This window comes from Pseudohongiella nitratireducens (genome assembly GCF_001642735.1).
GTDB lineage: Bacteria > Pseudomonadota > Gammaproteobacteria > Pseudomonadales > Pseudohongiellaceae > Pseudohongiella > Pseudohongiella nitratireducens.
In genome coordinates, this window is the sequence record NZ_LWHM01000003.1 from 64,977 (window position 1) to 91,382 (window position 26,406).

Below are 26,406 nucleotides of genomic sequence, written 5' to 3' on the forward strand. Positions count from 1 at the left end.
CATGTTTTTTTATTATATCAAGCTGGCTTTACTCAGCTACCGTCGCAACCCCGTACTCAGCTCACTGATGGTCCTGGCAATCGCGGTGGGTATCGGCGCCTTTATGGTTGTATATACCCTGACCTACATCATGGGCGGCGATCCTATTCCTCAAAAGAGTGATCAGCTATACCACATACAGTTTGATTATGGCGATCCTGCTATTTCAGCGTTTGAGCCTCCACCACAACTGACATACCGTGATGCGATGGCCATGCTGGAAGCGCCTTTTGATTACCCGCGCACCGCCACTTCAAGATTCTCTGAAGCGATTGAACCACCAAGCCGGAATATTGCGCCATTTTTTGCTAACGGCCGAGGCGCACTCAGTGATTTCTTCACCATGTTTGACGTGCCTTTCCTGTATGGCGGCCCCTGGGGCGCAGAAAGTGACAGTAATGGGGAGCAGGTTGTTGTCCTTTCCCGGGACATGAATGATCGCCTGTTTGGTGGCGAAAATTCAGTCGGCAAAAACCTGGATCTTGGTGGCCTGGTATTCACCATCGTCGGCGTGCTTGATGAGTGGCAGCCAATTCCTAAATTCTACGACCTTAACAATGGTCAGTTTAATGTCAGTGAAGAAGTTTATGTGCCCTGGCACCTCATTGCTTCCCAGGAATTAAGGAGATCTGGTAATACCAATTGCTGGGCACCACCGGAAGGTGACGACTTTCAGGCTTTCCTGAATGCTGAGTGTGCCTGGATACAGTACTGGGTGCAATTGCCGGATCAGAACGCTTTCAATGAATATCAGTCATTTCTGAACAGTTATGTTGAAGAACAGCGTGCTTTTGGGCGGATGCGGGTTCCTGTCGATAAACGTCTGTTCAATGTCATTGAATGGATGGAAGAGCAGGAAGCGCTCCCCAACGAAATCAAGGTTCTTACCGTACTGGCGGGCCTGTTGTTAGCCGTTTGTCTGCTCAACACCGTAGGATTGTTGCTGGCCAAGTTCCTGGGAAAATCGGCTGAACTGGGCGTTCGCCAGGCGCTGGGAGCCAACAAATCATCATTGATGATTCAACACACCATCGAAACCGGTGTACTTGGCACAATTGGTGGACTGCTTGGGCTTGGTTTTGCCGTACTGGGCATGGAAGGCGTCAAGATCTTGTTAAGTGGTGATATCCCTCTCGACTGGCTCGGCATTGATATGACGATGGCGATGACTACCGTTGGCCTTGCCATTATCAGCGGCGTCTTTGCCGGTCTTTACCCGATCTGGCGTACCAGCCGGATTAACCCTGCCATTCATCTGAAAACGCAGTAAGGAGCATTCATATGGAATTCGGACCGATACTAAGATCATTACTGCGTAATAAAACCGGCGCCTTACTGATCGCACTACAAATCATGGTGACACTGACCGTGATCGTCAATGCCATTTACATCATTCAGGAGCGCTCACAACACATGACGAAACCAAGTGGTCTGGATGAGGCGAATATAACTCATATCCTCTCCATCGGGTACGGTGAAAGTTTTAATGCCGAAGCAACCACAGATAATGACTTGAGAGTGTTAAGAGGAATGACGGGGGTAGCCGATGCTACCGTCATTAATGCAATACCCGTTAGTAGCAGCGGCTCATCAAATGGGTATATGGTTGAACCCGGTCGTTTGGAGCTGGCCGTGATGGCGGCACAATACAGAAGTGACGATCATGCGATTTCAACGATGGGACTGGAGCTGATCGCCGGAGAGAATTTTTCGCCGAATGAAATTGTTCGACATGAACCCGGCACGGCCAGAACAGACACTTCAGTCATTGTCACCCGTGCGATGGCAGAAGCGCTTTACCCGGATGACGCAGCGGAAACCACAATAGGTCGAATTTTTTACGCTGCCGATGACACGGCATTGCAGATCAAAGGCATTGTCGAGAGATTGCAGGTTCCCTGGCCAAGTGCCGACTTTGCAGAAAACTCTGTGATCTATCCGGAAATTGAACTGGATGGGGGAAACTACTACCTGGTTCGTCATGAGCCAGGGTATCGCGACGAGAACCTGCCACGGGTGGAGGAAACTCTTGCTGCGCAAAATGACACCCGGGTATTACGGGAAAATCAGACCTTCGAACAGACCCGTACAATCACTTTCATTCCCGATAATGCGATGACCAGCATCCTTTCCATTGTGGTCAGCATTCTGATGTTTATTACTGGCCTGGGTATTGTCGGACTGGCCGTATTTACAATCAACCGCAGACGACGCCAGATTGGTACACGGCGCGCTCTCGGTGCAGGACATATACAGATATTGCGTTATTTTCTGGTTGAAAATTTTGTTATCAGTACCGTGGGAGTCATATTCGGCGCCATCATGACCGTGGCTTTGAATATGTTTCTTGTCAATAACTTCGACCTGGCGCCACTGCAATGGTACTTCGTGCCAGCCGGTATGGCGGTGTTATTGGTACTGGGTCAACTGGCAGTGGTAGGCCCTGCATGGCGAGCTTCCCGAATGTCTCCTGCTACCGCTACCCGAAACATATAACAGTGTTGCAACGAGTAGCAGTTAATTCATGTAACAGAAAAAGAGCATAGCGACGTTGGGAGATCAGGGCAGTTGCGCCTGCAGCTGCTCTACTTGATCCCGAAAGGTCAGGCTGGTTACCTGACCTTCTTTTTTTATATTGACCGTATTAATTTGCGAAGGCCATATTTCGCGCAAACTGTTATTAGTCACAGTCATCGCATTCATATCTTCTGGCAAGGAAATCTCCTGATACACCCAGAAGAAATTACCATCCGCTTCATACCCTACAGGCCTCAGCTCAAGTGAACGTCCGGACTCATCAATGATGGCGAAGTTCGATTGCACATATTCTGCAAAGCGACGCTGGCTTTCCGGCGAACCGATAATATCCGCATTGGCATCAACTACATCCCGGATTGCATGCTCCGCATCATGCAGGTAAAAACGATGTACGACCTCCAGAGAGCCGCTGCGCTCATTAAAGAGGATTTCAGTAAGCGCCGCCTTTTGCTGATGCGACCAGGCTGGACTGACACTCAGCAGAGCCAGCAACAATGCCAACCCTGCACACAGACTACTACTCTTCTTCATCATCACTGTTCAGTTCGGTTTTAATGTCCTGCATGATGTCGCGATCAACCAGACGAGAACTCTGCGACGATTTATAAGCTTCAACACGGGAAGGAATAATACGCCGTGGATAATAGTTGTTATGAATATCGGCATCGGCAATTTCCCACTCCGGGTCCAGAACGACTTCTTCCAGTGCTTTGTCCGACACAATCAGTTTGCTGACCTGATGCGCATTTCGACGCCAGATCTCGGCGGGGATATCGACTCGCTCAGTGCTGCCATCTTCATAGGTCAGCTGCAAAGGCAAGGGCATCACCAGCCCTCCTTGATTACTGAAAGATAAAACATAGTAATGTCGATCTTCTTCCAGTGCCCGTTCCAGGGTTGCCTTTTCCCAGGGCTCCAGGCTGTCCAGGAAACTCTGGTACTCGTTACGTTCCTTGTTGGTCACCGTATAAATATCATTTTCATCATAAAAATCGCGTACATCAGGGTTGCGCTCTACCCAGGGGCGCATACCTTCTTCGCGGTTTCTGAGCGCTGATGTTGACGCAGGTTTGTTGGCCTCCGCCTCACGCTGACGATTCAGGTCAATATCCGGGTCATGGGTATCCAAGCGCATTTCATAGACCTGCTCCAGCGCAATATCAACATGGTCAGTGGTGTAGAACCAGCCACGCCAGAACCAGTCCAGGTCAATGCCGGAAGCATCTTCCATGGTACGGAAAAAGTCCGCAGGCGTGGGACGTTTAAACTTCCAACGCTGAGCAAATTCACGGAAGGCAAAATCAAACAACTCCCGCCCCATCACAGTCTCACGCAGTATGCGAAGTGCCGTGGCTGGTTTGGAGTAGGCATTAGGTCCAAGGCGTGTAACGCTGTCGGACTGAGTCATAATCGGCTGCTGATCCGTCGATACCATATAAGGCACGATATTGCGGGGTTCATTACCCCAGGGGATATCAGGATCCCACTCCAGTCCTGCTACAGCATCCAGAAAACTGTTTAGGCCCTCATCCATCCAGGTCCACTGACGTTCATCAGTGTTGACTGTCATCGGGAAATAAATATGGCCGATCTCGTGAATCACCACACCAATCAGGAACTGTTTTTCTGACAGTGAATAGGTACGGCTGCCATCATCCTGCAAGGTAGTACGCGGACCATTAAAGGTGATCATGGGGTATTCCATGCCGCCTACCGGCCCATTGACCGACTGTGCCACAGGATAAGGATAATCAAAAGCGAACCGGTTGTAGACTTCCATGGTGTGGATGACGACTTCTGTCGAATAGTCCGACCAGAGCGGGTCGCCTTCTTTGGGGAAGAATGACATGGCCATGACGAATGGCACTTCTTCACTATCCTGCTCAAACCCTTTGGCATCCCAGATAAACTTGCGTGACGATGCCCAGGCAAAATCGCGCACGTTATCGGCTTCAAAGCGCCAGGTTTTGGTATCACTGCTGCCTTCGCGCTCATTCTCCAGGGCTTCTTCCGGGGTCACAATGTAAACCGGACGTTCGTCGTCACGTGCAGATTCCAGTCGCTGCTGCTGAGTGGCAGTCAGCACTTCAGCCGGGTTTTGCAGCACCCCGGTAGCAGAGACAATATGATCATCTGGTACAGTGATTTCGACATCGTAATCACCAAACTCCAGTGTGAATTCGCCGCTACCCAGGAACTCTTTGTTGGTCCAACCTTCATAGTCGGTATAGGCTGCCAGACGCGGGAACCACTGCGCAATCACAAAGATATCATTGCCGCCCTCGCGCTCATCTTCCGGAAAATGCTCATAACCACTTCGCGCAGATACCGCATCCTCTTCGGGAATGTTGAAACTGAAATCGATCTGGAATTCGACCTCTTCGCCTGAGCGCAGTGGCGCAGGCAGGTCCAGGCGCAACAACGTTCCGACCACGGTGTAAGACAACTCGTTACCAGCGACATCTGTCACTGACTCCAGGTCATACCCCATCGGCGTGTCTTCAATAAACTGCATACGGCGCAGTTCCGACAGGCTCATACGCGCCGGTTCACTTCTGGCACCACTTTCGACAGGCAGTGATCGGCCACCGCTGCGGGAAAAGTCACTGGACATCGATGCCCGCGAGTCGGGACGGAAAATATTCTGATCAAGCTGCAGCCAGAGGTAGCTCAGTGTATCCGGTGAGTTGTTCTCATAGCGGATAGTTTCACTGCCACTGAGCCGTCTTCGGGACTCATCAAGCGTGACCTGAATGTCATAATCTACCTGTTGCTGCCAATAGGCGTGACCAGGCTGGCCGGCTGCATTGCGATAGATGTTGGCGGTTGGCAGAGATTCATCCAGTTGCCTGAACTTATCAATGTAATTGCCTTTGCTTTGCACCACCGGCTGCGCGGATACGGCTCCCGCAAAAATTGCCATTGCCAATGTACCCAGCCCTGCGTTCCGCCATTTCATCTTGCTGCTCCTCATTTGCAACCTTGCGACCCGACAGCGTTAAATGCCGGGTCGTTGACAACAGATCAGATTATTACTTCTCTTCGTAATGTCCCATTAACATGCCTGTGCCCAGCACATGGCCATCAATAGCCTCCAGCAACTCAGCTTTATTCAGGCCCGCTGGCAGATCAAGTTCGCTATCCAGCGCATATATTCGGAAGTGGTAAGCATGCAGTTTACCGTCTTTTGGCGGTCTAGGGCCAAAATAACCGGTCTGTCGCAAACCGTTTACGCCGTTTATCATACCCTCCAGCCCGTCAACATTCACTTCTGCTTCTCGGGTCAGACCTTCCGGGAGGCCCTCAGCGTCTGCAGGAATATTATAAGCCACCCAATGCACGAAAGGCTGAGGTGTCGGTGCGATTGGATCATCCATGACCAGAGCCAGTTGCTGAGTTCCTTCCGGCAAGTCTGACCAGGTGATTGACGGCACAGTATTGTCGCCATAGGCAGAATAAGCCAGCGGCACAGTACCATGATGCTCAAAAGCGGTACTGCTGACTGTGATCGTGTCTTCCATTTCAGCTGCCTGAGCCGTGGGAAACACAATCATTAACGCCAGCATGGCCAGATACTGAGTGGAAACTGACCTGACTTTGTGCACTGTATTAATGATCATTGCGTGATATAACATGACTGATACTCCTTTTTGCATGCCAATGATTTTTATGTAGATACTTTTTGAAGATTTTTATGAAAATGCTTTCATAAAGCACTATTACGATAGCAACTGTACTGTAATGACGACAGTCAGCCGATTCGCCTGAAATCAGGATAGTCGACACCTAGCCGCTTCACAACTGTCCGGGCAGGAAATAGCAGTGCAATACACTCCGTTTAACGCATCATCAGTCAAATCAGCCAGCAAGCAGCAACTATCCCTATGAGTTCACCTTCCCGACAACGACCGAACAACCGCCACCCACTTCTTCAGGCCCTGGGGTTTGTCAGGCCATATCGCTGGCAAATGCTCACCGCCATGCTGGCTCTCATTTTCACAGCTGCTATTACATTAGGACTGGTTCAGTTCGTGCGGGTCATTGTCGATTCGGGGTTTGTAGCCGGCTCTCAGCAATCCCTTACCCAGGCAATTGCCGCTTTTATTGTCATGGCCATGCTGCAGGCAGCCGGCACCTTCTGCCGGTTTTACTGGGTCTCCTGGCTGGGTGAGCGAGTGACAGCAGACATTCGGCAGGCTGTCTTCCGCCATTTGCTCTCATTACCGCCTGCGTATTTTGAAGAAAACCGCAGTGGTGAAATTCAGTCGCGAATCACCACCGACACTACCCTGTTGCAGACTGTGATCGGCTCTTCCGCCTCTGTCTCACTGCGTAATATATTGCTGCTGTTTGGCGGAGTGATTTTTCTGTTTATCACCAACCCACGCCTGACCAGTGTGGTTCTGCTTTGTATTCCCGTTGTTATTGGCCCCATCGTGCTATTCGGCCGGAGGGTGCGCCGCCTGTCGAGAAGCACACAGGAAGAAGTCGCCCATGTCGGCGCTTACGTCGGCGAAAGTATTCAGCAAATTAAAACCGTACAGGCCTACAATCACCAGAGCGAAGATATCCGCCAGTTCGGCCAGCACACCGAGCTGGCCTTCCGCGCAGCACTGTCACAAATCAAGTCCCGTTCCATCATGATTGCCCTGGTGATGACTCTGGTATTCACTGCTCTGGCCGCCATGATCTGGGTAGGAGGACAGGACGTCATCAGCGGCAGGATGAGTGCCGGTGAACTCACAGCTTTCATCGTCTATGCCGTAATGGTGGCGACCGCTGTCGGTGCTGTCAGCCAGGTAATCGGCGACCTGCAGCGTGCTGCAGGTGCTACTGACAGGTTAATGGAACTGCTGAATGTCGAGGTCGCTGAATCTCAGACTAAAATCACTGATTCCCTGCCGGACAGAATCACCGGCAAAATAGAAATAAATAACCTTAAATTCTACTACCCTACACGCCCCGAACAGGCTGCCTTGCATGATCTCAGCCTCGAAATACCTGCCGGCAGCAGCCTCGCCCTGGTGGGCCCGTCAGGTGCCGGAAAATCGACATTACTGGATTTACTACTGCGCTTTTACGACCCCGATAGCGGCGACATCAGACTTGATGGCCAATCCCTGTTAAAAGTGCCTCATGAAGATCTACGGCGCCATGTCGCGCTTGTCAGCCAGCAACCGGCCATTTTCACAGGAACCATAGCCGACAATATTAAATATGGCAGACCCGAGGCCAGTGACGATGACATGCAGGCAGCTGCCGACGCCGCTTTTGCCAGTGAGTTCATTAACCGCCTGCCTGACACCTGGCACAGTTTTTTAGGCGAGTCAGGAACACGGCTGTCGGGCGGCCAGAAACAGCGCCTGGCCATTGCTCGCGCCATTTTGAAAGACCCGAGAATTCTGCTACTGGATGAAGCAACCAGTGCCCTCGACGCCGAAAGTGAAAGGAATGTACAGCTCGCCATCGAAAAACTGATGCCTGGACGAACGACTATCGTGATCGCGCACCGCCTGGCAACTGTCCGCAATGTCGATCGAATCGCCGTTCTCGACCAGGGCCGCCTGGTAGCGCTTGGCAAACATGACGAACTGATGGAAACTTGTGACTTGTATGCCCGGCTGGCAAACCTGCAGTTTTCGCAGTAGTAACAAAGGTAACGACACCTGTCACTGCAGAAAAATTGACGTTAGAATCTGAGTCTGCAAGAATCCAGCGAACTCCACTCTACCTTCAATATTGGTGCTACGGATGTCCTGGTGGGCGCTTCCATCCTTCGTCGGCATGCTGACGGCATTATATGCAGCATTAAACAGCAACAAGTATGTTCGCTATCCGGCCAACCTCTACTTTAGTCTGTTGAGCTTCCTGATTGCCTGGTGGTGTATGGGCCAATGGATTGTATTGCCATGGGAGATATATTCTTACCGATATTTCTTTGCCAAACTGCAGTATATCGGCATCGCCTTTACGCCTTTTATGTGGCTGGCATTTGCCCTGTCATACAGCGATTACAACCACTGGCTAAGAAAATATCAGACTGTCCTGTGGATATTACCGGGCATCACAGTTTTTGCCGCTTTTACTAACGACTACCATTCTCAGCTTTGGCAATCTTTTCAGGTCATTCCCGGCCAGCTTGCCAGCCAGATTGAATACGGCCCCTGGTTTCAGGTGTACGCCCTTTGCGCCTATATGGTGGTGCTTGCTGGAACCGTTATCCTGATTTTGCGCATCAGGGCATCATCCGGTCATTGGTCACAGTTACTGGCAGTCTCTTGCGCACCTGTGTTTGTGCTGATCGCCAATATGGCTTATCTGTTTGATCTCAACCCCTTACCTGTAGACCCGACTCCCAGTGGTTTTGCTATTGCATCCCTGATTGCCCTGGTTGCCTTGCGTCAGAAACTGTTCTCAGTCTCCCTGGTCGCCAGGCGTGAGATTTTCAGGCAACTTGCTGACGGCATCATTGTCATCGATCACCGCCTGTTGATTGTAGACAGGAACCCGAGTGCGCAAAAACTGCTTAACAATGAACTGGCCATCGGCGAAACAATTGACACCTTGCTTCCGGCAGGATTTCTTCACAAACCGGAGAATGAAAGCAGCCAGATGAGACTGGGAGGTCTCTGGTTGGACATTCGGTTTTCCTCACCCCTGAACCTGAACAACCATAGTTATGGCCGAATTGTCGTTATGCGGGATATTACCCAGGAAGTCGCCACTCAGGAAACGTTGATTCAGACACAGGTGCAACTCAAGGAACTGAACAACAAACTGGATCACATGGCCCATATTGATGAACTGACTGGCCTGGCCAATCGTCGCCGATTTTACGAGCAACTTAACCATGCATGGTCAATCAGCCAACAGTTGAATAATGACCTGTCTGTTGCCATTCTGGATTTTGATTACTTCAAGCAAGTCAATGACACCTATGGGCACCAGACAGGTGACCGCGTTCTCAGCCAGGCGGCACAGTCAATGCAACACCAACTGAACGAGATGGATCTGCTTGCGCGGCTGGGAGGTGAAGAGTTTGCCTTGCTGCTCCCGGGCAGAGACCTGGAAAGCGCACTTCATGTTGCTGACCGAATACGTACAGCCCTGACCAGGGAAGTTTTTATGGCGAATGAAGGCACACAATTCCATATTTCGGTCAGCATCGGGGTTGCCAGCCTGCTCTCCGCGAAAGGTAGCGCTGACCTGCTGATATCCAAAGCCGATGAAGCGCTGTACTACAGCAAACAGTCAGGACGTAATGCCGTGTCATTTGCACGTATGGATGGTGAAATTCGCCGTTATCCATTAGCTACCCGGAGTCAGTAATAACGGGTTAGCGGTTTCGCTCATAGATGGCCATATTAAGCACACTGGCCAAATTCAATGACTCGATATTTCCGCTGCCAGGGATGGTAAACCGTTGACAATGTTGATTATCCGCCAGCCATTCGGGTAGTCCCCTGGCTTCATTGCCAAACACCAGGCAATCAGCACGGCGAAAATCAGCTGAGCTCATTGGATCTCCTCGCATATCCAGGCAGGCAATCCGGGAAAACCGCTCTGACAACGTGGCTGGTTCAACCTGGGTTTCCACCGGAACATGATAAATGGCCCCCATACTGGCACGCACGCATTTACCATTGAAAGGATCAACGCTGTCCGGGCTCAACAGGCACTGATACTGTCCAAACCAGGCAAGCGTGCGCAATATGGTACCCAGATTACCTGGATCCTGAACCTGGTATAAGTATACAGCGGGAATGCTCTTGCCACTGTCCGGCGGCGTTACTGACCGGGGAAGCGCCGACTTTGGCACACAGGCAATAACGCCCTGAGGCGTTTTTGTATCGCTGATCCGGGCCATAATACCTGACTTAATCGTTTGCACACCAAACCCGGACGGCAGCTCCCCGGTATAGTTTTCATCGACCAGCAAGAGACTGTTACATAGCTCAGGATTGCTGACTGAGGCTCGTGTCAGCTCACTTATCAGATGCTCACCTTCTGCCAGAAACCAGGGCGCCTGCTGGCGAAACTTTTTCTGGGCGAGCTGTTTTAACTCTGTCGCGGTAAATCTCAACGTTATTTTGCCTGTCATCGCTATGGGTGTTATTACTTTTATTGCTGCTAGTAATCATTCCTGTCCATTACAGCCCGGCTAATATTTGCGACGCCAATGGCGCCCTCCATCCTGACTGTCAGCAAGAAATACTGCAGATATGCTATGCTTTTGTTTTTGCAATGTCACCGAAAACATCCTTATGGCTCGATCCAAAAGCAGCAAACGCTGGCTGAATGAACACGTCAGCGACCCTTATGTAAAACAGGCCCAGGTGGATGGCTACCGTTCACGCGCCAGCTACAAATTGATAGAAATCCTGGATAAAGATCAACTGCTGCCTCGACAAGGAGCAGTACTGGACCTGGGGTCAGCGCCAGGCGGGTGGTCACAGGTAGTCGCGGCCAGATTACAGGCCAAAGGTAAAATCATTGCTTCAGATATCCTGCCCATGGACAGTATTGCCGATGTTCATTTCATACAAGGCGACTTCACAGAGCAGGCAGTTTACGATGAAATCATCACAGCCCTGGATGGCAACCAGGTCGATCTTGTCATGTCAGACATGGCGCCCAACCTGTCAGGCATTGATGCCACAGATCAGGCTGCCTCGATGTACCTGGTAGAGCTGGCACTGGATATGGCCAGAAATACACTAAAACCTGGAGGCGGCTTTTTAGCCAAAGTGTTTCAGGGTGAAGGTTACGAGGCCTATGTGAAAGATTTGCGCAGCAGCTTTGATAAAGTCCTGATCAGAAAACCGAAAGCGTCCCGGCCACGTTCCCGTGAAGTGTACCTGGTGGGCAAGGGCTTTCGCCCTTGAGCCCACACATCTGCACTATCGACTTTATCGCCTGTTAATATCCAACCGCAGCGCCATCTCCGGCACGGGAATCGGCAGCACCGTGATAAAGACCACTTTCTGCATCATGGTAAATACCCATGGCGTGCCCCTGAGTGCCTCTGACACGGGTTTCATGCCCTTTGGCCTCATATATTCTTAATGTGTCAGGAGAAAAACGCATGGCTTCCATGCTGGTCACGTCCGGTAACCACTGGTGGTGAATACGGCCGGCTTCCACTGCTTCAGCGACATTCATGTCGTGATCAATCATGTTCAGGATGACCTGCATGGTGGTGTTAATAATGGTACGGCCACCGGGGCTGCCAATCGCCAGCACTGGTTTGCCATCTTTGGCAACAATGGTCGGCGACATGCTGGAAAGCATGCGCTTCTGGGGAGCGACCAGATTGGGATCCGTACCGATTTGCCCAAACCGGTTAGTGACACCGGGAACCGGGTTGAAATCGCCCATCTCATTATTGAGCAGGTAACCGCCACCTTCGGCCACAATACGTGAGCCATAGCTGTTTTCCAGGGTATAAGTCAGGGATACCATATTGCCTTCTGCATCCACTACTGAGAAGTGTGTTGTCTCTTCACTTTCATAAATGCCGGCATAAGCAGATTCATCACTTTCTGAGGCCTGCTCCATATCAATACTGGCTCGCAGGCTGGCAGCGTGCTCTTTGCTGGTCAGGCGAGTCAGAGGCATATCCGGGTTAAAATCGGGATCACCCAGGAACTCAGCACGGTCGGCAAAGGCACGGCGCATCGACTCGGTCAACACATGCAGGTAGTCGGCTGAATTATGCCCCATCGCCGCCAGGTCATACCCTTCCAGGATATTCAGCATTTCCACAATGGCAACACCACCGGAACTGGGCGGTGGCATGCTAACGATATCGTACCCGCGGTAAGTGCCACGAATGGGCTCGCGCTCAACCGCTTCGTACTTGGCCAGGTCTTCTTCGGTGATCAGACCGCCGTTCTCTGCCATGAAGTCTGCCAGCATTTTGGCGTTCTCACCTTTGTAAAAGCCGTCCCGGCCTTCATCACGGATTCGCTCCAGCGTCCGGGCAAGGTCGGGCTGTTGCCAGGTATCACCAATCTCGTAGGATGAGCCATCAGCCTTGCGGAACACGGCTGCGGAGGAAGGGAACTGATCCCAGAAAGACTGGTTCCGGTCAAAGCCAGAATAGAGTGCGTAAGTGATCGGGATACCGTCTCGAGCCAGTTGCACAGCAGGGTCAACCAGCTCAGCCCAGGGCAATTTGCCATATTTCTGGTGCGCCTGGTACATGCCGGCTACCGTGCCCGGCACGCCCACCGACAGAAAGCCACGGTGCTGCATGTTGTTGCTTTCTCCGTCCATGCCGACATACATCTGCTCTGTAGCCGCCAACGGCGCTTTTTCACGAAAATCAAAGGTTGTCGCGTGGCCGTCTTCCCCGTGATAAACCAGAAAACCACCCCCACCGATATTACCGGCAGTGGGCCAGGTCACGGCCAGCGCAAATGCTGTTGCCACGGTGGCATCAATCGCATTACCGCCATTTTTGAGAACATCAACACCCACTTCCGATGCGATCCGTGAGGCGCTCGTCACGATCCCGTTTTCTACCCGCAGCGGTGTTCGCCCACCTTCGGCATACAGCGCCAAAGGAAACAGCACCAGCAAGACTGCAATAACAGCTTTGCAACGCATGGCACAGGAACGTAAAACCACAGAATGCATAGTCTGTGATTGCATGGAAAGACGGTTCATTTTAACCTCACTTGCTACTCATTTAGGTACGGTAGTGAATCTAAGTCATATGGATTTCGCAGCTGCTTCGTCCAGCAGGTGCTGTTTGTATAATGCGCGCAAATTACGAGTGACTGGTCCCGGGCTACCATCACCGATGGAATGGCCATCAATACTGGTTACCGGCAAGATCAGGGTAGTCGCGCTGCTCAGCATTGCTTCATCAGCGGCCAGGGCTTCTTCCACCGAGAATGCGCGTTGTTCCAGACGCACTCCTTGAGACTCGCACAGTTCAAGAATGACCCGGCGACGTATACCCGGCAAAATAGTACGGGACAGGGGGCGAGTGACCAGTACACCATTACTGACGATAAAGGCTGAAGAAGATCCACCCTCTGTCACCATGTCATCTTCTGTCATCCAGGCCTCGAAAGCTGATTTCGCAGCTGCTTCCTGCTTGGCCATACACTGCGCCAGCAAATTCAGTGACTTGATGTCACGTCGTTTCCAGCGCAAGTCAGGCACAGTCACCACCGACACTCCCGACTCCGCCGCAGGGTTTTCAAGAATATTCCGCTCGGCACTGAACATCATTAATGTCGTGGGCGTATCTTTTGGATAAGCAAAGTCCCTTTTAGCAACGCCACGGGTTACCTGCACATAAACACTGCCTTCGTGCAGCTTGTTACGTGCAATCAGTTCACGCAAATTATCCAGGTACTCATCGCGCCCGCACGGCCAGGCCATCTCAATAGCCTCCAGACTGCGGCTAAGGCGCTCGACTGAGTAGGCTTCATCCACGAGTTTGCCCTCAATGACAGGTATCACCTCATAAACGCCATCACCAAACAGAAAACCACGGTCGAATACCGACACGGTAGCTTCCTGAGCGGGTACAAACACCCCATTGATGTAAACCTGACCGATACTTGCTTCAATGCCCATTATGCTCTCCTGCTATTCAGCGTCATCAACCACATATTAACAACCCGCCGTCCATCAGATCAGGCAAGGGTGCAGCATGCAGACAATTCCGCCATCATTAAACTTAACACTGTCGGAAACCAGAAAGCCTCCCCGCTTCCTACTATATTTATACCCGTTGAGTTTCTCCATGAATATTATCGGGTTTTACGGTGATTATTGTTGGTCGGAATGGTTCAGATTGAAAAGGAGGACGGCCGAACCGTCCTAGCCTTCTGGCGAGTTTTCAATTGCGAGGATCGATCCAGCTTGCGTGGGAAAGCAGCCAGGCCATCATTTCACGTAGCGCGGCCAGTCAGCCAGGGCACCATAGACCAGATTGCAGACAATAAAGACCACGTTCAGCACCTCGGGCGTCGCTCGATAAAGCGGGCGGACTGTTTGAAGCCGTCAGGCTGAGTTTCCGCCCGCCGAGCGACGCCCGAGGTGCTGTGGTCGTCTGCAATCTGGTCTATGGTGTCCTGGCGATACGCGATACGCGGTACGCGATATGCTAAGCACAATAAAAAAGGGAGCTTGCGCTCCCTTTCCGTGATGCCCGGTTCCAACGGAACCAACTCTTGCAAACTTGCTGTCAAACTTGTGGCTGGGACTGACTGTACTGCTGCCTCTTTACCAGCCAGTTACCGGCCAGAGTCGTTCATCAAACAGCTCAGGCCACTGGCAGGTTGTACAGCCTCAGCTGCAATCAGTGCCAACAAAAATCTGTCATCCGTTCAACAAGAGTGGAGTGTTATCAAACCGCCAGAATGTTACCTCTGGTTTTATCAATACCACCAACATCCATTGAAACCACAGCCATATCACTAGACATTGGATCACCTCCTTTTCACTCTCAGTTGAACATGGATTTAGACTAAAGTGCGCAGGAATTATCTGTCAACCTTTAATTTCTGTTTTTTTACTGCGACACCAACTCAGTCTCAACTGCTCGAAACATGGCATTACGATGCAGTTCCAGATGTTGACGGCTGGTTGCTTCTGGCCAGGCACTGAATACGACAATTGCCAGGTTTTCATCCGGGTTAAAGTACACGCCCTGTCCGAAAATACCACTGGCACGGAAAGCACCGTTATCTTCCAGCCACCACAGGTAACCATACTGATCACTTGCCGGTGATGGCACAGTCGACTCCTGCATCCAGCCTGGAGGCAAGACATTCGTACCATCATCCAATTGCCCGTCATTTAACACGAACGTTGCCAGACGCCCCCAGTCCCTGAGCGTTGCTGCAATACAACAGCCTCCCAACTCACCGCCATTGGGGCCATGACTCATCCAGTATGCATCTGCACCCATACCCCAGGGTTTCCAGATTTTCTCACTGAGGTATGCTGAGAGGTTATTACCAATGGCTGCCCTGACGATAGCCCCTGCCAGATTCGTTTCACCTGTGTTGTAATTGAAACGTGTTCCAGGCTCAGCGATACGTTGCTTGCTTCCCAGGAAGTGCATCAGTTCCAGCATATCACCTGGCGAAGACGCTACATCCGACTCCGGATCAGCATAGTCCTCATTCCAGTCAGTGCCGGAAGCCATTTGCAGCACATCCCGTATGCGGACCCCGTCATAACTGCTGCCTTTCATTTGCGGCAAATAGTCAGTCACCGGATCCTCCACACTGCCGATGGAGCCATCCGCAATGGCGGCCCCGGTCAGCAATGAAACAACAGATTTGGTCATGGAAAACGAGACCCAGCGATGATGGGGCTGGTTACCCAGGCCGTAGCGCTCCAGGCGGACCTCACCGTCTTTCAGCACCAGCAGTCCGGCAACATGGTTGTGCTGCATGAAATCATCCAGGTCATAGGAAACATTATCAATCTGGTAGCTGAGTTGTCCGAAGTCATGCGTGTCTTTTGGCAGATACCTGGCTTGCTCACCTGACTCAATATACCGGGTTGAACTCAGCCGATGCGTGTTCCTGAAGCCGGCAATCTGGGTATCACCCTGCCAGAACAGGATACTTCCGCCCTCTGGCAGCATCTCAATATCTTCAGAAGGAGCCAGCCACCGGGGCTCACTCATTTCATGTGCATTTAACGCAGCTCCCATCACATTGAAAGACAAAGCCACAGCTATGCTCATTTTGACAGAGGTACTCCTGAACCCTCGTGTTAATCCAGGTATCCGCTTCATGAGTTCTCCTTGTAGAATACACAGATGAATATGATGTCAAAGCATACACAGCAGGCCGCAGACAGGCTATACCAGTTTCTTCAACAGCATGCCCCCATTGCTGTTATCACCGGCGCTGGCATCAGCACTGCTTCCGGCATACCTGACTACCGTGATCAACAAGGACAATGGAAGCGCAAACAACCGGTACAACACCCGGATTTCATGCGCTGCCACCTGACCCGCCAGCGCTACTGGGCACGCAGCCTGATCGGCTGGCCAACGCTACGCAACGCCAAACCGAATGTCGCTCATCATCAACTGGCCAGACTCAGTCACTCACCATTGGTCTCCGGTGTTATCACACAGAATGTTGATCGCCTGCACCAGAAAGCTGACACACTTAACACCATTGACCTGCACGGCCGCGCTGACCAGATCATCTGCATGGGCTGCGCCCGACAACGCCCCAGGCAATGGATGCATGATCGCTGCAGCCAGGATAACCCTTCTTTCCTGAATTTTTCCGCCACAGTCGCACCTGACGGTGATGCGGACCTGGAAGTTGACTTCAGTCAGTTTCAGGTGCCGTCTTGCGAAGATTGTGGCGGCATTCTTAAAACGGATGTGGTTTTCTTTGGCGACAATGTGCCCCGGGAGCGTGTGGATGCTTGTCGTGACGTGATCCGTCAAAGCCGGGCTCTGCTTGTCATCGGCTCCTCATTGATGGTTTATTCGGGTTATCGCTTTGCCCGGCAATGTCTTGAAAATGACCAGTCTATCGCACTGCTGGGGTTTGGAAAAAACCGGGCTGACGATATTGCCACGCTTAAAATTGAAGCTGATATATCCGAAACCTTACAATGTATAAATCATTAACCCAGATCTACCCAACTGTTTTTTAACGCTAAAAATAAACTACAGACAAAAAGTTGTAACGCGTTCAGTTTTCGCTTAGGATTTTTACTGCAACAAAGGATGACCGAGCATATGCCAACTATCACTTATATCGAACACGACGGAAACACTCACACGGTTGATGCGGACAATGGCGATACCGTCATGTCAGCCGCCATAAAAAACATGGTGCCTGGCATCGATGCCGACTGTGGCGGTGGCTGCTCTTGCGGCACCTGCCATGTATTCGTGGAGCCAGAGTGGCAACCAGTGGTTGGCGGACCCGGTGAATTTGAAGAACCCATGCTTGACCTGAACCCAGAACGCAACGACCAGTCACGCCTGTCTTGCCAGATCGATGTCACTGATGAACTGGATGGACTGGTGGTTCGCTTGCCCGAGTTTCAGTTCTAGCAGTATCAGCAATTTGAGGAATGGGTAAACGTGAGCACATCAACTGAAAAGCTGCAAAACAAACAACCCTCCTCACGCAGTCTGGTCGGACGCGACCCCTGGACGACTCCCCTGCGCGAAATCGATCTGGCTCACCCCGGGATCTGGCAGGCTAATGAATACCTGCCTTTTCTGGCCAGACTCCGACGTGACGCCCCCATTCATTATTGTGCGGATTCAGCAGTCGGCCCTTACTGGTCGATAACCCGCTTTCAGGATGTCATGGACATTGAAAAGCGCACTGATCTGTTCAGCTCCGAACCAACCATCGGCATTGTTGATCCAGACCCGGATTATATTCTGCCCATGTTTATCGCCATGGACCCGCCAAAGCATGACGTGCAGCGCAAAACGGTTCAGGGCGTGGTGGCTCCTGCTAACCTGAAGAATCTTGAACCACTGATCAGACAGCGTGTCTGTAAAATACTGGACAACCTCCCCAGTAATGAACCCTTCAACTGGGTAGAGAAAGTATCACGTGATCTGACCACACAGATGCTCGCCACTCTTTTTGATTTTCCTTTTGAAGAACGCAACAAACTCACCTACTGGTCCGATGTAGCCACTGCTATTCCCGGTGCCGGCCTGGTCGACAGTTATGAAGAAAGCCAGAAAATACTTCAGGAGTGCCTGATGTGTTTTTCCAAAATCTGGCAGGAGCGAGCCAGCAAACCACCGGGTGATGATCTGATTTCAATGCTGGCACACGGTGAATCTACCCGCAATATGCCACCACTGGAATTCCTCGGCAACCTGATTCTATTGATAGTCGGCGGAAACGACACCACACGAAACTCAATCACTGGCAGCGTGCTTGCACTGCACCAGAATCCGGCTGAACACGACAAGCTGCGTGCAGACCCGACACTGATTCCGTCAATGGTGTCTGAAACCATTCGCTGGCAAACACCCCTGGCTTACATGCGTCGTACAGCAACCCAGGATGTCAGCATTCAGGGCGAAACCATTAAAAAGGGTGACAAGATACTGCTTTGGTATGCATCAGCTAACCAGGATGAGTCAGCCATCGAGAATGCCGACCAATATATTATCGACCGGCCAAATGTCCGTCAGCACTTATCATTTGGCACAGGCATTCACCGCTGCATGGGCAATCGCCTGGCTGAAATGCAGCTACGTGTACTTTGGGAAGAAATATTGCCGCGCTTTCGGGCCATTGAGGTGGTCGGTGAACCTGAGCGAATCTACTCAAGCTTCGTGAAGGGATACCACAACTTATCCGTTGTGGCTCACCCTCACTAAACTCTGGCGTAACCTCGCCAGCATGATTTTATCTGCTCATGCCAGCGACCGGCTGTGGCAGTTGCTTTACGTTCCCTTACGCCTTGAAATCAACTTCTGGCGACACATCAGCTTCATAGTCCACATCGTCACGATTAAAGCCAAAGAGTTTCAGGAAATCGTGCTTGTAGCCTTCGTAATCAGTCAATTCAGACAGGTTTTCGGTCGTCACTTCTGACCACAGTGCTTTACACTCTGACTGCACATCATCTCGCAGCTCTTTATCGTCCAGGCGGAAACGATCTGCCTCATCCAGGTCAAATGCCTTGCCATCGGTACGATAGAGCTGCTCTTTGAATAGTCGGTTTAACTGCTCAATCGTACCTTCATGCAGACCTTTTGCTTTCATGACTTTATAGACCAGCGCAATATACAGTGGCATCACTGGTATCGCCGCAGAGGCCTGAGTGACGACTGATTTCAGTACGGCCACATTAGCCCCACCCTGGTAAGTCCCCGCCAGCTTGGCATCGATAGCATGAGCGGCCCGATCCAGGTCTTCCTTGGCTTTACCCAGCGCACCATGCCAGTAAATCGGCCAGGTCATTTCCGTGCCGATGTAACTGAATGCGACACTGCGCACCCCTTCTGCCAGAACATCGGCACCGCTCAGTGCCTCCATCCACAGCTCCCAGTCTTCACCGCCCATCACTGTTACGGTATCGGCAATTTCCTGGTCTGTTGCTGGTTCGACTTCAGCCTCAATGATCTCATTTTTGTTTGTATCGATGGCCGTGGCGCGATACACCTCACCAATCGGTTTGAGTACAGAACGTTTGACTTCTCCGGTATCCGGCATCTTGCGAACGGGTGAAGCCAGTGAGTAAATCACCAGATCCACTTGTCCCAGGTCTTCTTTGATTGTCTCAATCGCTTGCGCCCGAACCTCATCAGAGAAGGCATCCCCGTTGATTGATTTTGCGTACAACCCGGCTTTTTTGGCTTCTTTTTCCAGCGCCCATGAGTTGTACCAACCTGCCGTACCCGGTTTACGCTCATTCGCTGGCTTTTCAAAAAACACGCCCAATGTGTCAGCGCCATAACCAAAAGCCGCGGTAATTCTGGCTGCCAGTCCATAACCGCTTGAAGCGCCGATGACCAGGACTTTTTTCGGCCCAGAACCTTCACCAATGGCGGATTTAGTGACCGCTATCTGCTCTTCCACATTACGGTAACAACCGGTCGGGTGGGTGGTCGTGCAGATGAAACCACGGTATTTGGGTTTAATGATCATAATTGTCCCTCGTTTAAATAGTGTCGGCGGCAAAGCGCTTTAAAGCCTCACCTTCCAGCCGGTATCGAATCCACTCACTCTGTGCTGAGGCACCGATAGATTCATAAAACTGAATAGCTGGCTCATTCCAGTCCAGCACGCTCCACTCGAAGCGTCCGCAATTTTCTGCCACTGCCTCTTGGGCCAGGCTTTGCAATAGCGCCTTGCCAGCCCCGACGCCACGATATTCGGGCGAGACATACAAGTCTTCCAGATAGATACCATTCTGACCTTGCCAGGTAGAATAATTGAAGAAATAAACGGCAAACCCGGCAACCTGCCCATCCACAAAACACATTTTGGCACGGACAGTGGAGTCATCACCAAAAATGGACCGGGTAATTCCTGCAACGTCGGTAACCACCTCATGCTCGGCTTTTTCATAAATCGCCAGTTCGCGAATAAAGTGCAAGATATCGCTGGCATCATCTGCGGTAGCGGCACGAATCTGAATCTCTGGCATTTACCCGTCCCTCATTTGCTAAAGCCGCGTATTCTAATGTCCGGGCAAGCAGAGGTCTACTCTGCGAGGTTAATGGCTCCGGTCGACACATCCATAATCATGCGTGTCATCAGGTATAACCGGGGGACGACCGAGTTAAGGTCTACATACTCATCATTACTGGTATGTGCGCCAAACCCCTGCAAACCAAAGCGCTCAATCACCGGGGCATCCGTCTCCAGTGCGGCAAAGGCCGCATCAGTACCACCGCCAGTTGCCTGGTCACTGACTGCCAGCTCCATATCCAGTTCCTGATATACCACCTGAGCGTGAGCAGCCAGCGAGCGGGCTGCATCAGTGGCATTCAATGGAGGACGACGATTTTCGAAGCTGAGAGAGATATCGGTATCAGGGATGCGCTTATTGGCAATGCGTTCACGAATGCGATCTTCCAGCCGACTGAAGTCTTCCTGGCGCAACATACGCACATCCGCAGTCGCAACGGCTTCAGCTGGAATCACATTGCGCTTGGTGCCGACCTGGGCCAGCGTCCAGTTCACTTTAAAACCGTTCTCCGGTTCAGAAAGATCATCCAGCTGCAGCAACTGATGCGCCATCTCATACAAGGCATTTCGCCCTTGCTCTGGTGCTGCGCCGGCATGAGATGCCCGGCCATGCACCGTCATAGTTGCTGCGCCAATGCCAGAGGTGGCTAACGATAGCGTGTCATTGCCAATGCTGGAGGGCTCCACTGAAAACACAGCATCATGCTCACTGCCCATACGTACCAGGGTCGCACGTGAGCCTGGTGAAGACACTTCTTCATCACCATTGATCAGGACAGTCAGCGTCCCGTAGTCAGCAAAACCCAGCTCCTGCAGCATCGCCACCGTATGAATAATGAGTGCCACACCTTGCTTGTCATCCGAAATGCCAAGGCCATAGGCCCGGTTCCCGTCAATGCGGAATGGCTGATCATCAATCATGCCCCGCAAATAAACGGTATCCATGTGCGCAATCAGCAAAATACGTTTATCACCGCTACCCTCAAAACGAGCATGAACCATGGGGCCAATCTGCTCTGGCGTATCAAACATACGATACACCTCCTCGTTGGCATCCAGCAGTTCAACATCTCCACCTAACTCACTCAGCGCCTCTGCGATATAGTCAGCCAGCCTGGCGAGCCCTTCATAATCACCACTGCCTGACTCAATTTCTACCACTTCCTGCAGAGTCTGGATCAATGCGGGTTTTTCCGCGTTGGCCAATGCCAAAACGTCATCGTCCAAAGTCTGGGCCTGTGTCAATGCGGGCCAAGATAAACACGTCAGTAATCCGGCAACCAGCCCCACTGTTAATTCTGCTAATGCTGCTCGCGGATAAAGTCGGGACCTTGCTTTGAAAGACTGGAAAAACATGATTCTGAGCCCTCTTGTGCATACAAGTGTGTGATTAAACGTCATTACCGTTGAACACAATAGCAATCGCATTCATTCAGGCGGTTCTATGCGGTACTTCATCATATACCAAAGTGTAAAAGGCACTTCCATGGCAAAGTAGCTGATTAAGGTAAACCAGAACCAGTTGAATTCGATGCCTATCACCGAGATGGAAATATCGCGCCCCATATATAAAGAAGCTGCTACACAAATCACCACAACAGATGCCATGACATCGTTTAACGCCAGCTTTTGTAAATCCCTGCCCACCACACGTGGAAACATCCATAAATAACAGAATACCAGGGTAAGAGCATTCAACAGGACAATTGTGGCCGCTGGTGACATAAACTAATTCCTTAAATGAGAAGCGCCATTAGCATCAATGATGGCTCCTGTGAGGTACTCGGCATCCCCTTCTGCCAGGAACGCTGCCAGCGCAGCAATTTCCTCCGGCCGCCCGACACGGTTTAAGGGGCTCTGAGCAGCAACACCATCCCAGCCTTGTGCTGCAATACGGGGCGAAGCGGAAGGCGTTTCTGTCCATCCAGGGGCGATGGCAAAAACGGCAATTCCCCGCCCTCCCAGGGCCAGAGCCAGCGACTGTGTCGCAGAGTTTAATGCCGATTTTGCTGCGCCATAAGCCGGGGCCGCCGGCTCTCCTCGAAAGGCGCCACGTGATGTAATATTTATGATGCGACCTTTACCCAGTGCTGACATGATTGGGGCAACGAGGTAACAAAGGTTGACGGGGGCATGCAGATTCAACGCCATGCAGTCCAGCCAGTCATTATGCCAGTCTGTTACACCAGCACTGTCCAGTGATTGCGGCGTATAACGACCGGCAGCATTAACCAGAACATCGATACGACCATAATCTCGTTGAATGCACTGCACCATGTCAGCCAGCGCTTCCGGTTGGGTCACATCTGCCTGATAACAGCGATGTCCACTGCCCGGAAGTGCCTCACAGACTTTCTCTGCAGCGTCCCCTTGTGAGCGATAATTCATGGCAACCTGGTAACCTTTGGCAGCAAGCGCTTCGGCACAGGCTTTTCCAATACCCGTTGCCGCACCTGTGACTAAGGCAACGGGAAGCTCACTGGCACTCCCTGGTTCATCAGGCTGTTTTTTAACGTCGTCAACTGCCGACATGCGTTTCTCCTGTCTGTTTTACGAAGGTAAATGCATTTCGCCTGCCAGCGATACGGATAGTATGTCTTTAATTTCCCGACTATCGTAGCCAGCAGCAATGAGATAGTACAACTTAGTGACGGCAGCTTCCGGGGTAATATCGAGCCCACTGACAGCACCGGCACCCGCAAACTCATGTGCGGCGGCATAGCGATCAAAGTGCACCACACCATCCAGTGGTTGCGACACCACCAGCACAACAATACCTTTGGCAATGGCCTCGCGGATAGCAGCAGTAAAAGCGGGATCACTGACCGGGCCGTTTCCTGACCCATACGCTTCAATAATGAGCGCCTGTAAATTTGTGTCCTGGCAAATCAATCGCAAAATATTGGCACTGATGCCGGGATACAGCCGTAGCAGAACCACCGCATCATCTGCGGGAATTGACAAGGCCCGGGCATTGACTGGCAAGGGCAGCGGCGCACCTTGCTGACCTTGAAATTCGATATCGATACCAATGCGTCCCAGCTCACCAACGCGTGGCGAGGCAAAAGCATCGTAAGCACGTGCTGATATTTTGGTAGCACGGTTACCTCGCAGAATCCTGGAACCAAATACCACACAGACCTGCGTCAGATGTTCAGGCAAAGTAGCTGCCACTTCCACTGCCGAAATCAGGTTGCTTCGCGCATCGCTGCGAGGATACCCGAATGGCAACTGAGCACCGGTTACGATAACGGGTTTGCCCCGCTTCTGAATAAAGAAACTTAATGCCGAACTGGTGTAAGCGAGCGTATCTGTTCCATGTAGCACAACAAACCCATCGTACTGATCATAAACAGACTCTATCCGCCCGGCTAACTCGATCCAGTTGCCAGGGCGCATATCTGAACTGTCTATCAACGGGTCGACCGTCTGGACAGAAAGTTGCGGTGGATCACTTGCCAGCGTCCGGCCAGAACCGATAAGGGCAGAAATATTAGCTGCCAGGTCAGGGGCGGGTGCCAGGCCCTTCTCCGTGTGCTGCATACCGATTGTGCCACCGGTATACAGAATTAGTAAGCGTTTACTCATGCCTTGATCCTTTAAAGACGTCAGGCAGAGTCACCCGCTGAGAAGTATTATCAAAAGGCTTGGGCCTGTTCACACTACCAGGACTATGGACTTGCTTTAGAAAGAGGATCCTGGCTGATCCAGAAATTCAACCTCTTCAGGTGTACTCTGCCTGCCTAGAATAGCATTGCGGTGGGGGTAACGGCCAAAACGTTGAATAATCGCCCGGTGGCGCTTTTCAAAATCAAGGTTGTTCTCAAGGCCTGTCTGTTCGTAAAGCTTGATAGCCTGCTCATGAATCAGCAGTGACTCGCTGTGCATGTAGGGCATGTACAAAAATGCTCGGTGACTTACCGGCAACGCCATATCTGCACCAATAGCGACAGCTTCCTGTGCAAGCGCTAATGCCAGCGCATCCTGGGCAAATGCCTGCGCGGTATCGCGGTAAATATTCCGGGAGAACTGATCGAGGACGATAATTTCCGCAAGTCGGCCATCGGGCGTATTACGCCAGGCATAAAGCTCACACGCAGCCGCTGCCAGCAAAACATCACCGAATTGTGTTTTAATCAAGCTGTCCAGCCTGTCATCCTTGCGAAACCAGTCTTTGGCCTCTAACTCCTTGAACCAGAACTTAAGCACCTGTTTATATTGCATGTCATTGTCCTTTTTCTGGCAGGCATTTTTCCAGTTCATCCGACTCCAGCCCTTCGATCGCAATCACTTTGCGAGGCTGACTTTGACCACTGATTATCTCCATCTGTGACAACTGCAAAGACAAGGCTTCGGCCAGCACAGCCAGAACTGCCTGATTGGCTTTGCCTCCTTCAGGCGGTGCGGCTACACGGATTTTCAGGCTCTCACCCAGCCAGCCTGCAATTTCGGTCCGGGATGCGCCTGGCACCACTTTGACAGACAGTTTTGTCGTACTCATGACAATAACACCTCTCGCCAGCGTTGCTGTTTCTGGATCAGGTTGAGACTTGCATGCGCCGGACTGCTGGAAGGTAACACGGCTGTCCGCAGCGCCGACGGAACCGCCTGCTCGGGCATCACATATTTATGCCAGTATCGCGCAGCAGCCTGGCCATTAAAGGCAACCAGGCGGATCTCTGGAAAATCCCGAAATAGCCTTGAGAAGTCGTTGACAACAATAGTGCTTTCAGCAATTGCACTATCGAGACTACCCGGTCGAATACAAGCCTTTAATACATCCCAGACGGCGACACCTTTTTCTGTGAGCTGGCGCGCACGGCTTTCATAGCTTTGCTGACCATCAATAGCAAAAAGCGCTGCCATGATCGGCCAAAAGGCGTTTCGCGGATGGGCATAGTATTGATTGGCTTCGAGGGAGGCCTGTCCCGGCATACTGCCAAGAATCAAGACTCGAGGCCTTTGCCCCAGAATAGGAGAAAAGCCTCGGGCGATGTGCTCAGCTTGATCACTGAGGATCTCTTTCATTGCGGGCGATGAAAACGACCCACGTATACTGATTTGCCCAGCACATGTCCTTCCATCGCAGCCATTACGGCATCACGAGTGCTCAGTTCATCACTGTTTGGCATCACATCCAGCGTGGTATCAAGCGCATAAACTTCGAACAGGTAATGATGGCGCGGCCTGGACGCCGGAGCACCTGGTCCACGATACACTTGTCCGGTAGCGCTGATCTGGTGAGCACCATTAGGCAGTGTCGCTCCTTCAGGCTGCCCCTCACTCAAACCAGTTGCATCTCCCGGAATATTCCAGACCACCCAGTGAACCTGCGGACGGGCACCCTGGTTGGGTGCGAAATCCAGATCAGCCATATTAACCACAAAACTGCGTGTTCCCTGCGGTGCATTTTCCCAGCTCAGTTCAGGGGAAGTACCACCGCCAGGGGCCGCGTCAGCAGCAGCCTGTGAAAACCTCACTGGTATATCCTCGCCATCAGCAAAACCATCAACTGTCAGCACAAAATTCTGGGCTTGCGCCTGTGTGATACCCAGTACCACGCTAAATAAAACCGAACCAATCACTCCAGTTAACTTCATTACCAATCTCCTGGTCTTATAGTGCGATATGGCTCTACTAATGC

Annotated in this window: 25 protein-coding genes; 8 read left to right on the forward strand and 17 right to left on the reverse strand. The window is 51.6% G+C overall.

The features are described 5' to 3' along the window. Position 1 precedes the first annotated feature (1 nt). Entirely contained in the window at positions 2-1,309 is a 1,308-nt protein-coding gene (locus tag PSCS_RS01680) for an ABC transporter permease (RefSeq protein WP_068810063.1), read from the forward strand. 11 nt (positions 1,310-1,320) lie between these two features. Then, positions 1,321-2,535: an ABC transporter permease gene (locus PSCS_RS01685; RefSeq protein ID WP_068810064.1), complete on the forward strand. Its 1,215-nt coding sequence runs from the start codon at positions 1,321-1,323 to the stop codon at positions 2,533-2,535. 63 nt (positions 2,536-2,598) lie between these two features. Here the strand turns inward: PSCS_RS01685 and PSCS_RS01690 are convergent, their stop codons facing one another. The 3 genes from PSCS_RS01690 to PSCS_RS01700 form a co-directional block, all read right to left on the reverse strand. Continuing rightward, entirely contained in the window at positions 2,599-3,111 is a 513-nt protein-coding gene (locus PSCS_RS01690; protein WP_157885589.1) for a DUF6702 family protein, read from the reverse strand. After that, a complete protein-coding gene (locus PSCS_RS01695; protein WP_106387065.1) occupies positions 3,095-5,536 on the reverse strand; it encodes a M1 family metallopeptidase in 2,442 nt (813 codons plus the stop codon). Before PSCS_RS01695 ends, PSCS_RS01690 begins: the two co-directional genes overlap by 17 nt. 73 nt (positions 5,537-5,609) lie before the next feature. Beyond that, complete coding sequence (locus PSCS_RS01700; protein WP_157885590.1) at positions 5,610-6,212, reverse strand: YbhB/YbcL family Raf kinase inhibitor-like protein; 603 nt, start codon at positions 6,210-6,212, stop codon at positions 5,610-5,612. A gap of 249 nt (positions 6,213-6,461) precedes the next feature. Between PSCS_RS01700 and PSCS_RS01705 the strand changes: the two genes are divergently transcribed. Next, positions 6,462-8,225, forward strand: coding sequence for an ABC transporter transmembrane domain-containing protein (locus PSCS_RS01705; RefSeq protein ID WP_068810067.1), 1,764 nt, complete (start codon positions 6,462-6,464; stop codon positions 8,223-8,225). A 103-nt stretch (positions 8,226-8,328) separates the two neighbouring features. Then, entirely contained in the window at positions 8,329-9,906 is a 1,578-nt protein-coding gene (locus PSCS_RS01710; RefSeq protein WP_082866383.1) for a histidine kinase N-terminal 7TM domain-containing diguanylate cyclase, read from the forward strand. 7 nt (positions 9,907-9,913) lie between these two features. Here PSCS_RS01710 and PSCS_RS01715 read toward each other — a convergent pair whose 3' ends face one another. Further along, positions 9,914-10,660: a TrmH family RNA methyltransferase gene (locus tag PSCS_RS01715; protein ID WP_229694666.1), complete on the reverse strand. Its 747-nt coding sequence runs from the start codon at positions 10,658-10,660 to the stop codon at positions 9,914-9,916. A 181-nt stretch (positions 10,661-10,841) separates the two neighbouring features. Here PSCS_RS01715 and rlmE point away from each other — a divergent pair, with 181 nt between their 5' ends. After that, positions 10,842-11,462 (forward strand): 23S rRNA (uridine(2552)-2'-O)-methyltransferase RlmE, encoded by a 621-nt coding sequence (gene rlmE, locus PSCS_RS01720; protein WP_068810070.1) that lies wholly within the window; start codon positions 10,842-10,844, stop codon positions 11,460-11,462. 34 nt (positions 11,463-11,496) lie between these two features. On the opposite strand, the gene ggt is transcribed toward rlmE, so the two are convergent. From ggt to PSCS_RS01740, 3 genes are all read right to left on the reverse strand, one after another. Then, positions 11,497-13,233, reverse strand: a complete 1,737-nt coding sequence (gene ggt, locus PSCS_RS01725; protein WP_229694667.1) for a gamma-glutamyltransferase — start codon at positions 13,231-13,233, stop codon at positions 11,497-11,499. 60 nt (positions 13,234-13,293) lie between these two features. Beyond that, entirely contained in the window at positions 13,294-14,172 is an 879-nt protein-coding gene (locus PSCS_RS01730; RefSeq protein WP_068810071.1) for a D-amino-acid transaminase, read from the reverse strand. A 940-nt stretch (positions 14,173-15,112) separates the two neighbouring features. Continuing rightward, positions 15,113-16,300 carry a serine hydrolase domain-containing protein gene (locus PSCS_RS01740; protein WP_157885591.1) on the reverse strand — a complete coding sequence of 396 codons (1,188 nt, stop codon included), beginning with the start codon at positions 16,298-16,300 and terminating at the stop codon, positions 15,113-15,115. 81 nt (positions 16,301-16,381) lie between these two features. Between PSCS_RS01740 and PSCS_RS01745 the strand changes: the two genes are divergently transcribed. The 3 genes from PSCS_RS01745 to PSCS_RS01755 all read left to right on the forward strand — a co-directional run bounded on the left by PSCS_RS01745 (position 16,382) and on the right by PSCS_RS01755 (position 18,943). After that, the gene (locus PSCS_RS01745) at positions 16,382-17,209 is read left to right on the forward strand and encodes an NAD-dependent protein deacetylase (protein ID WP_229694668.1); all 828 of its coding nucleotides are present in this window, start codon (positions 16,382-16,384) and stop codon (positions 17,207-17,209) included. A 111-nt stretch (positions 17,210-17,320) separates the two neighbouring features. Beyond that, complete coding sequence (locus PSCS_RS01750) at positions 17,321-17,641, forward strand: 2Fe-2S iron-sulfur cluster-binding protein (RefSeq protein ID WP_068810196.1); 321 nt, start codon at positions 17,321-17,323, stop codon at positions 17,639-17,641. Positions 17,642-17,671: 30 nt separating this feature from the next. After that, positions 17,672-18,943 (forward strand): cytochrome P450, encoded by a 1,272-nt coding sequence (locus PSCS_RS01755; protein WP_082866384.1) that lies wholly within the window; start codon positions 17,672-17,674, stop codon positions 18,941-18,943. A gap of 76 nt (positions 18,944-19,019) precedes the next feature. On the opposite strand, the gene fabV is transcribed toward PSCS_RS01755, so the two are convergent. From fabV to PSCS_RS01805, 10 genes are all read right to left on the reverse strand, one after another. Beyond that, complete coding sequence (fabV, locus tag PSCS_RS01760; RefSeq protein WP_068810075.1) at positions 19,020-20,216, reverse strand: enoyl-ACP reductase FabV; 1,197 nt, start codon at positions 20,214-20,216, stop codon at positions 19,020-19,022. A gap of 13 nt (positions 20,217-20,229) precedes the next feature. Next, positions 20,230-20,718, reverse strand: coding sequence for a GNAT family N-acetyltransferase (locus PSCS_RS01765; protein WP_068810076.1), 489 nt, complete (start codon positions 20,716-20,718; stop codon positions 20,230-20,232). Positions 20,719-20,774: 56 nt separating this feature from the next. Continuing rightward, positions 20,775-22,190, reverse strand: a complete 1,416-nt coding sequence (locus tag PSCS_RS01770) for a M20/M25/M40 family metallo-hydrolase (RefSeq protein WP_317621775.1) — start codon at positions 22,188-22,190, stop codon at positions 20,775-20,777. Next, entirely contained in the window at positions 22,191-22,487 is a 297-nt protein-coding gene (locus tag PSCS_RS01775) for a hypothetical protein (RefSeq protein ID WP_068810078.1), read from the reverse strand. A gap of 3 nt (positions 22,488-22,490) precedes the next feature. Continuing rightward, the gene (locus PSCS_RS01780) at positions 22,491-23,294 is read right to left on the reverse strand and encodes an SDR family NAD(P)-dependent oxidoreductase (protein WP_082866385.1); all 804 of its coding nucleotides are present in this window, start codon (positions 23,292-23,294) and stop codon (positions 22,491-22,493) included. 18 nt (positions 23,295-23,312) lie between these two features. Then, positions 23,313-24,350: an asparaginase gene (locus PSCS_RS01785; RefSeq protein ID WP_068810079.1), complete on the reverse strand. Its 1,038-nt coding sequence runs from the start codon at positions 24,348-24,350 to the stop codon at positions 23,313-23,315. 96 nt (positions 24,351-24,446) lie between these two features. Continuing rightward, on the reverse strand, positions 24,447-24,986 hold the full coding sequence (locus tag PSCS_RS01790) for a DUF924 family protein (protein WP_068810080.1): 540 nt from the start codon (positions 24,984-24,986) through the stop codon (positions 24,447-24,449). 1 nt (position 24,987) lies between these two features. Further along, positions 24,988-25,263, reverse strand: a complete 276-nt coding sequence (locus PSCS_RS01795; RefSeq protein ID WP_068810081.1) for a DUF167 domain-containing protein — start codon at positions 25,261-25,263, stop codon at positions 24,988-24,990. Beyond that, complete coding sequence (locus PSCS_RS01800) at positions 25,260-25,790, reverse strand: DNA-deoxyinosine glycosylase (RefSeq protein ID WP_082866386.1); 531 nt, start codon at positions 25,788-25,790, stop codon at positions 25,260-25,262. Before PSCS_RS01800 ends, PSCS_RS01795 begins: the two co-directional genes overlap by 4 nt. After that, positions 25,787-26,362: a YbhB/YbcL family Raf kinase inhibitor-like protein gene (locus PSCS_RS01805; protein ID WP_068810082.1), complete on the reverse strand. Its 576-nt coding sequence runs from the start codon at positions 26,360-26,362 to the stop codon at positions 25,787-25,789. Before PSCS_RS01805 ends, PSCS_RS01800 begins: the two co-directional genes overlap by 4 nt. Positions 26,363-26,406: the final 44 nt, after the last annotated feature.

Coding starts and splice junctions, on each gene's coding strand:
- PSCS_RS01690 (WP_157885589.1), bottom strand. CDS start 3,111: ATGATGAAGAAGAGTAGTAGTCTGTGTGCAGGGTTGGCATTGTTGCTG.
- PSCS_RS01710 (WP_082866383.1), top strand. CDS start 8,329: ATGTCCTGGTGGGCGCTTCCATCCTTCGTCGGCATGCTGACGGCATTA.
- PSCS_RS01795 (WP_068810081.1), bottom strand. CDS start 25,263: ATGAGTACGACAAAACTGTCTGTCAAAGTGGTGCCAGGCGCATCCCGG.
- PSCS_RS01685 (WP_068810064.1), top strand. CDS start 1,321: ATGGAATTCGGACCGATACTAAGATCATTACTGCGTAATAAAACCGGC.
- PSCS_RS01700 (WP_157885590.1), bottom strand. CDS start 6,212: ATGTTATATCACGCAATGATCATTAATACAGTGCACAAAGTCAGGTCA.
- PSCS_RS01765 (WP_068810076.1), bottom strand. CDS start 20,718: ATGCCAGAGATTCAGATTCGTGCCGCTACCGCAGATGATGCCAGCGAT.
- fabV (WP_068810075.1), bottom strand. CDS start 20,216: ATGATCATTAAACCCAAATACCGTGGTTTCATCTGCACGACCACCCAC.
- PSCS_RS01750 (WP_068810196.1), top strand. CDS start 17,321: ATGCCAACTATCACTTATATCGAACACGACGGAAACACTCACACGGTT.
- PSCS_RS01745 (WP_229694668.1), top strand. CDS start 16,382: ATGATGTCAAAGCATACACAGCAGGCCGCAGACAGGCTATACCAGTTT.
- PSCS_RS01790 (WP_068810080.1), bottom strand. CDS start 24,986: ATGCAATATAAACAGGTGCTTAAGTTCTGGTTCAAGGAGTTAGAGGCC.
- PSCS_RS01800 (WP_082866386.1), bottom strand. CDS start 25,790: ATGAAAGAGATCCTCAGTGATCAAGCTGAGCACATCGCCCGAGGCTTT.
- PSCS_RS01705 (WP_068810067.1), top strand. CDS start 6,462: ATGAGTTCACCTTCCCGACAACGACCGAACAACCGCCACCCACTTCTT.
- PSCS_RS01680 (WP_068810063.1), top strand. CDS start 2: ATGTTTTTTTATTATATCAAGCTGGCTTTACTCAGCTACCGTCGCAAC.
- ggt (WP_229694667.1), bottom strand. CDS start 13,233: ATGCAATCACAGACTATGCATTCTGTGGTTTTACGTTCCTGTGCCATG.
- PSCS_RS01770 (WP_317621775.1), bottom strand. CDS start 22,190: ATGCGATTGCTATTGTGTTCAACGGTAATGACGTTTAATCACACACTT.
- PSCS_RS01780 (WP_082866385.1), bottom strand. CDS start 23,294: ATGTCGGCAGTTGACGACGTTAAAAAACAGCCTGATGAACCAGGGAGT.
- PSCS_RS01740 (WP_157885591.1), bottom strand. CDS start 16,300: ATGAGCATAGCTGTGGCTTTGTCTTTCAATGTGATGGGAGCTGCGTTA.
- PSCS_RS01730 (WP_068810071.1), bottom strand. CDS start 14,172: ATGGGCATTGAAGCAAGTATCGGTCAGGTTTACATCAATGGGGTGTTT.
- rlmE (WP_068810070.1), top strand. CDS start 10,842: ATGGCTCGATCCAAAAGCAGCAAACGCTGGCTGAATGAACACGTCAGC.
- PSCS_RS01695 (WP_106387065.1), bottom strand. CDS start 5,536: ATGAAATGGCGGAACGCAGGGCTGGGTACATTGGCAATGGCAATTTTT.
- PSCS_RS01805 (WP_068810082.1), bottom strand. CDS start 26,362: ATGAAGTTAACTGGAGTGATTGGTTCGGTTTTATTTAGCGTGGTACTG.
- PSCS_RS01775 (WP_068810078.1), bottom strand. CDS start 22,487: ATGTCACCAGCGGCCACAATTGTCCTGTTGAATGCTCTTACCCTGGTA.
- PSCS_RS01785 (WP_068810079.1), bottom strand. CDS start 24,350: ATGAGTAAACGCTTACTAATTCTGTATACCGGTGGCACAATCGGTATG.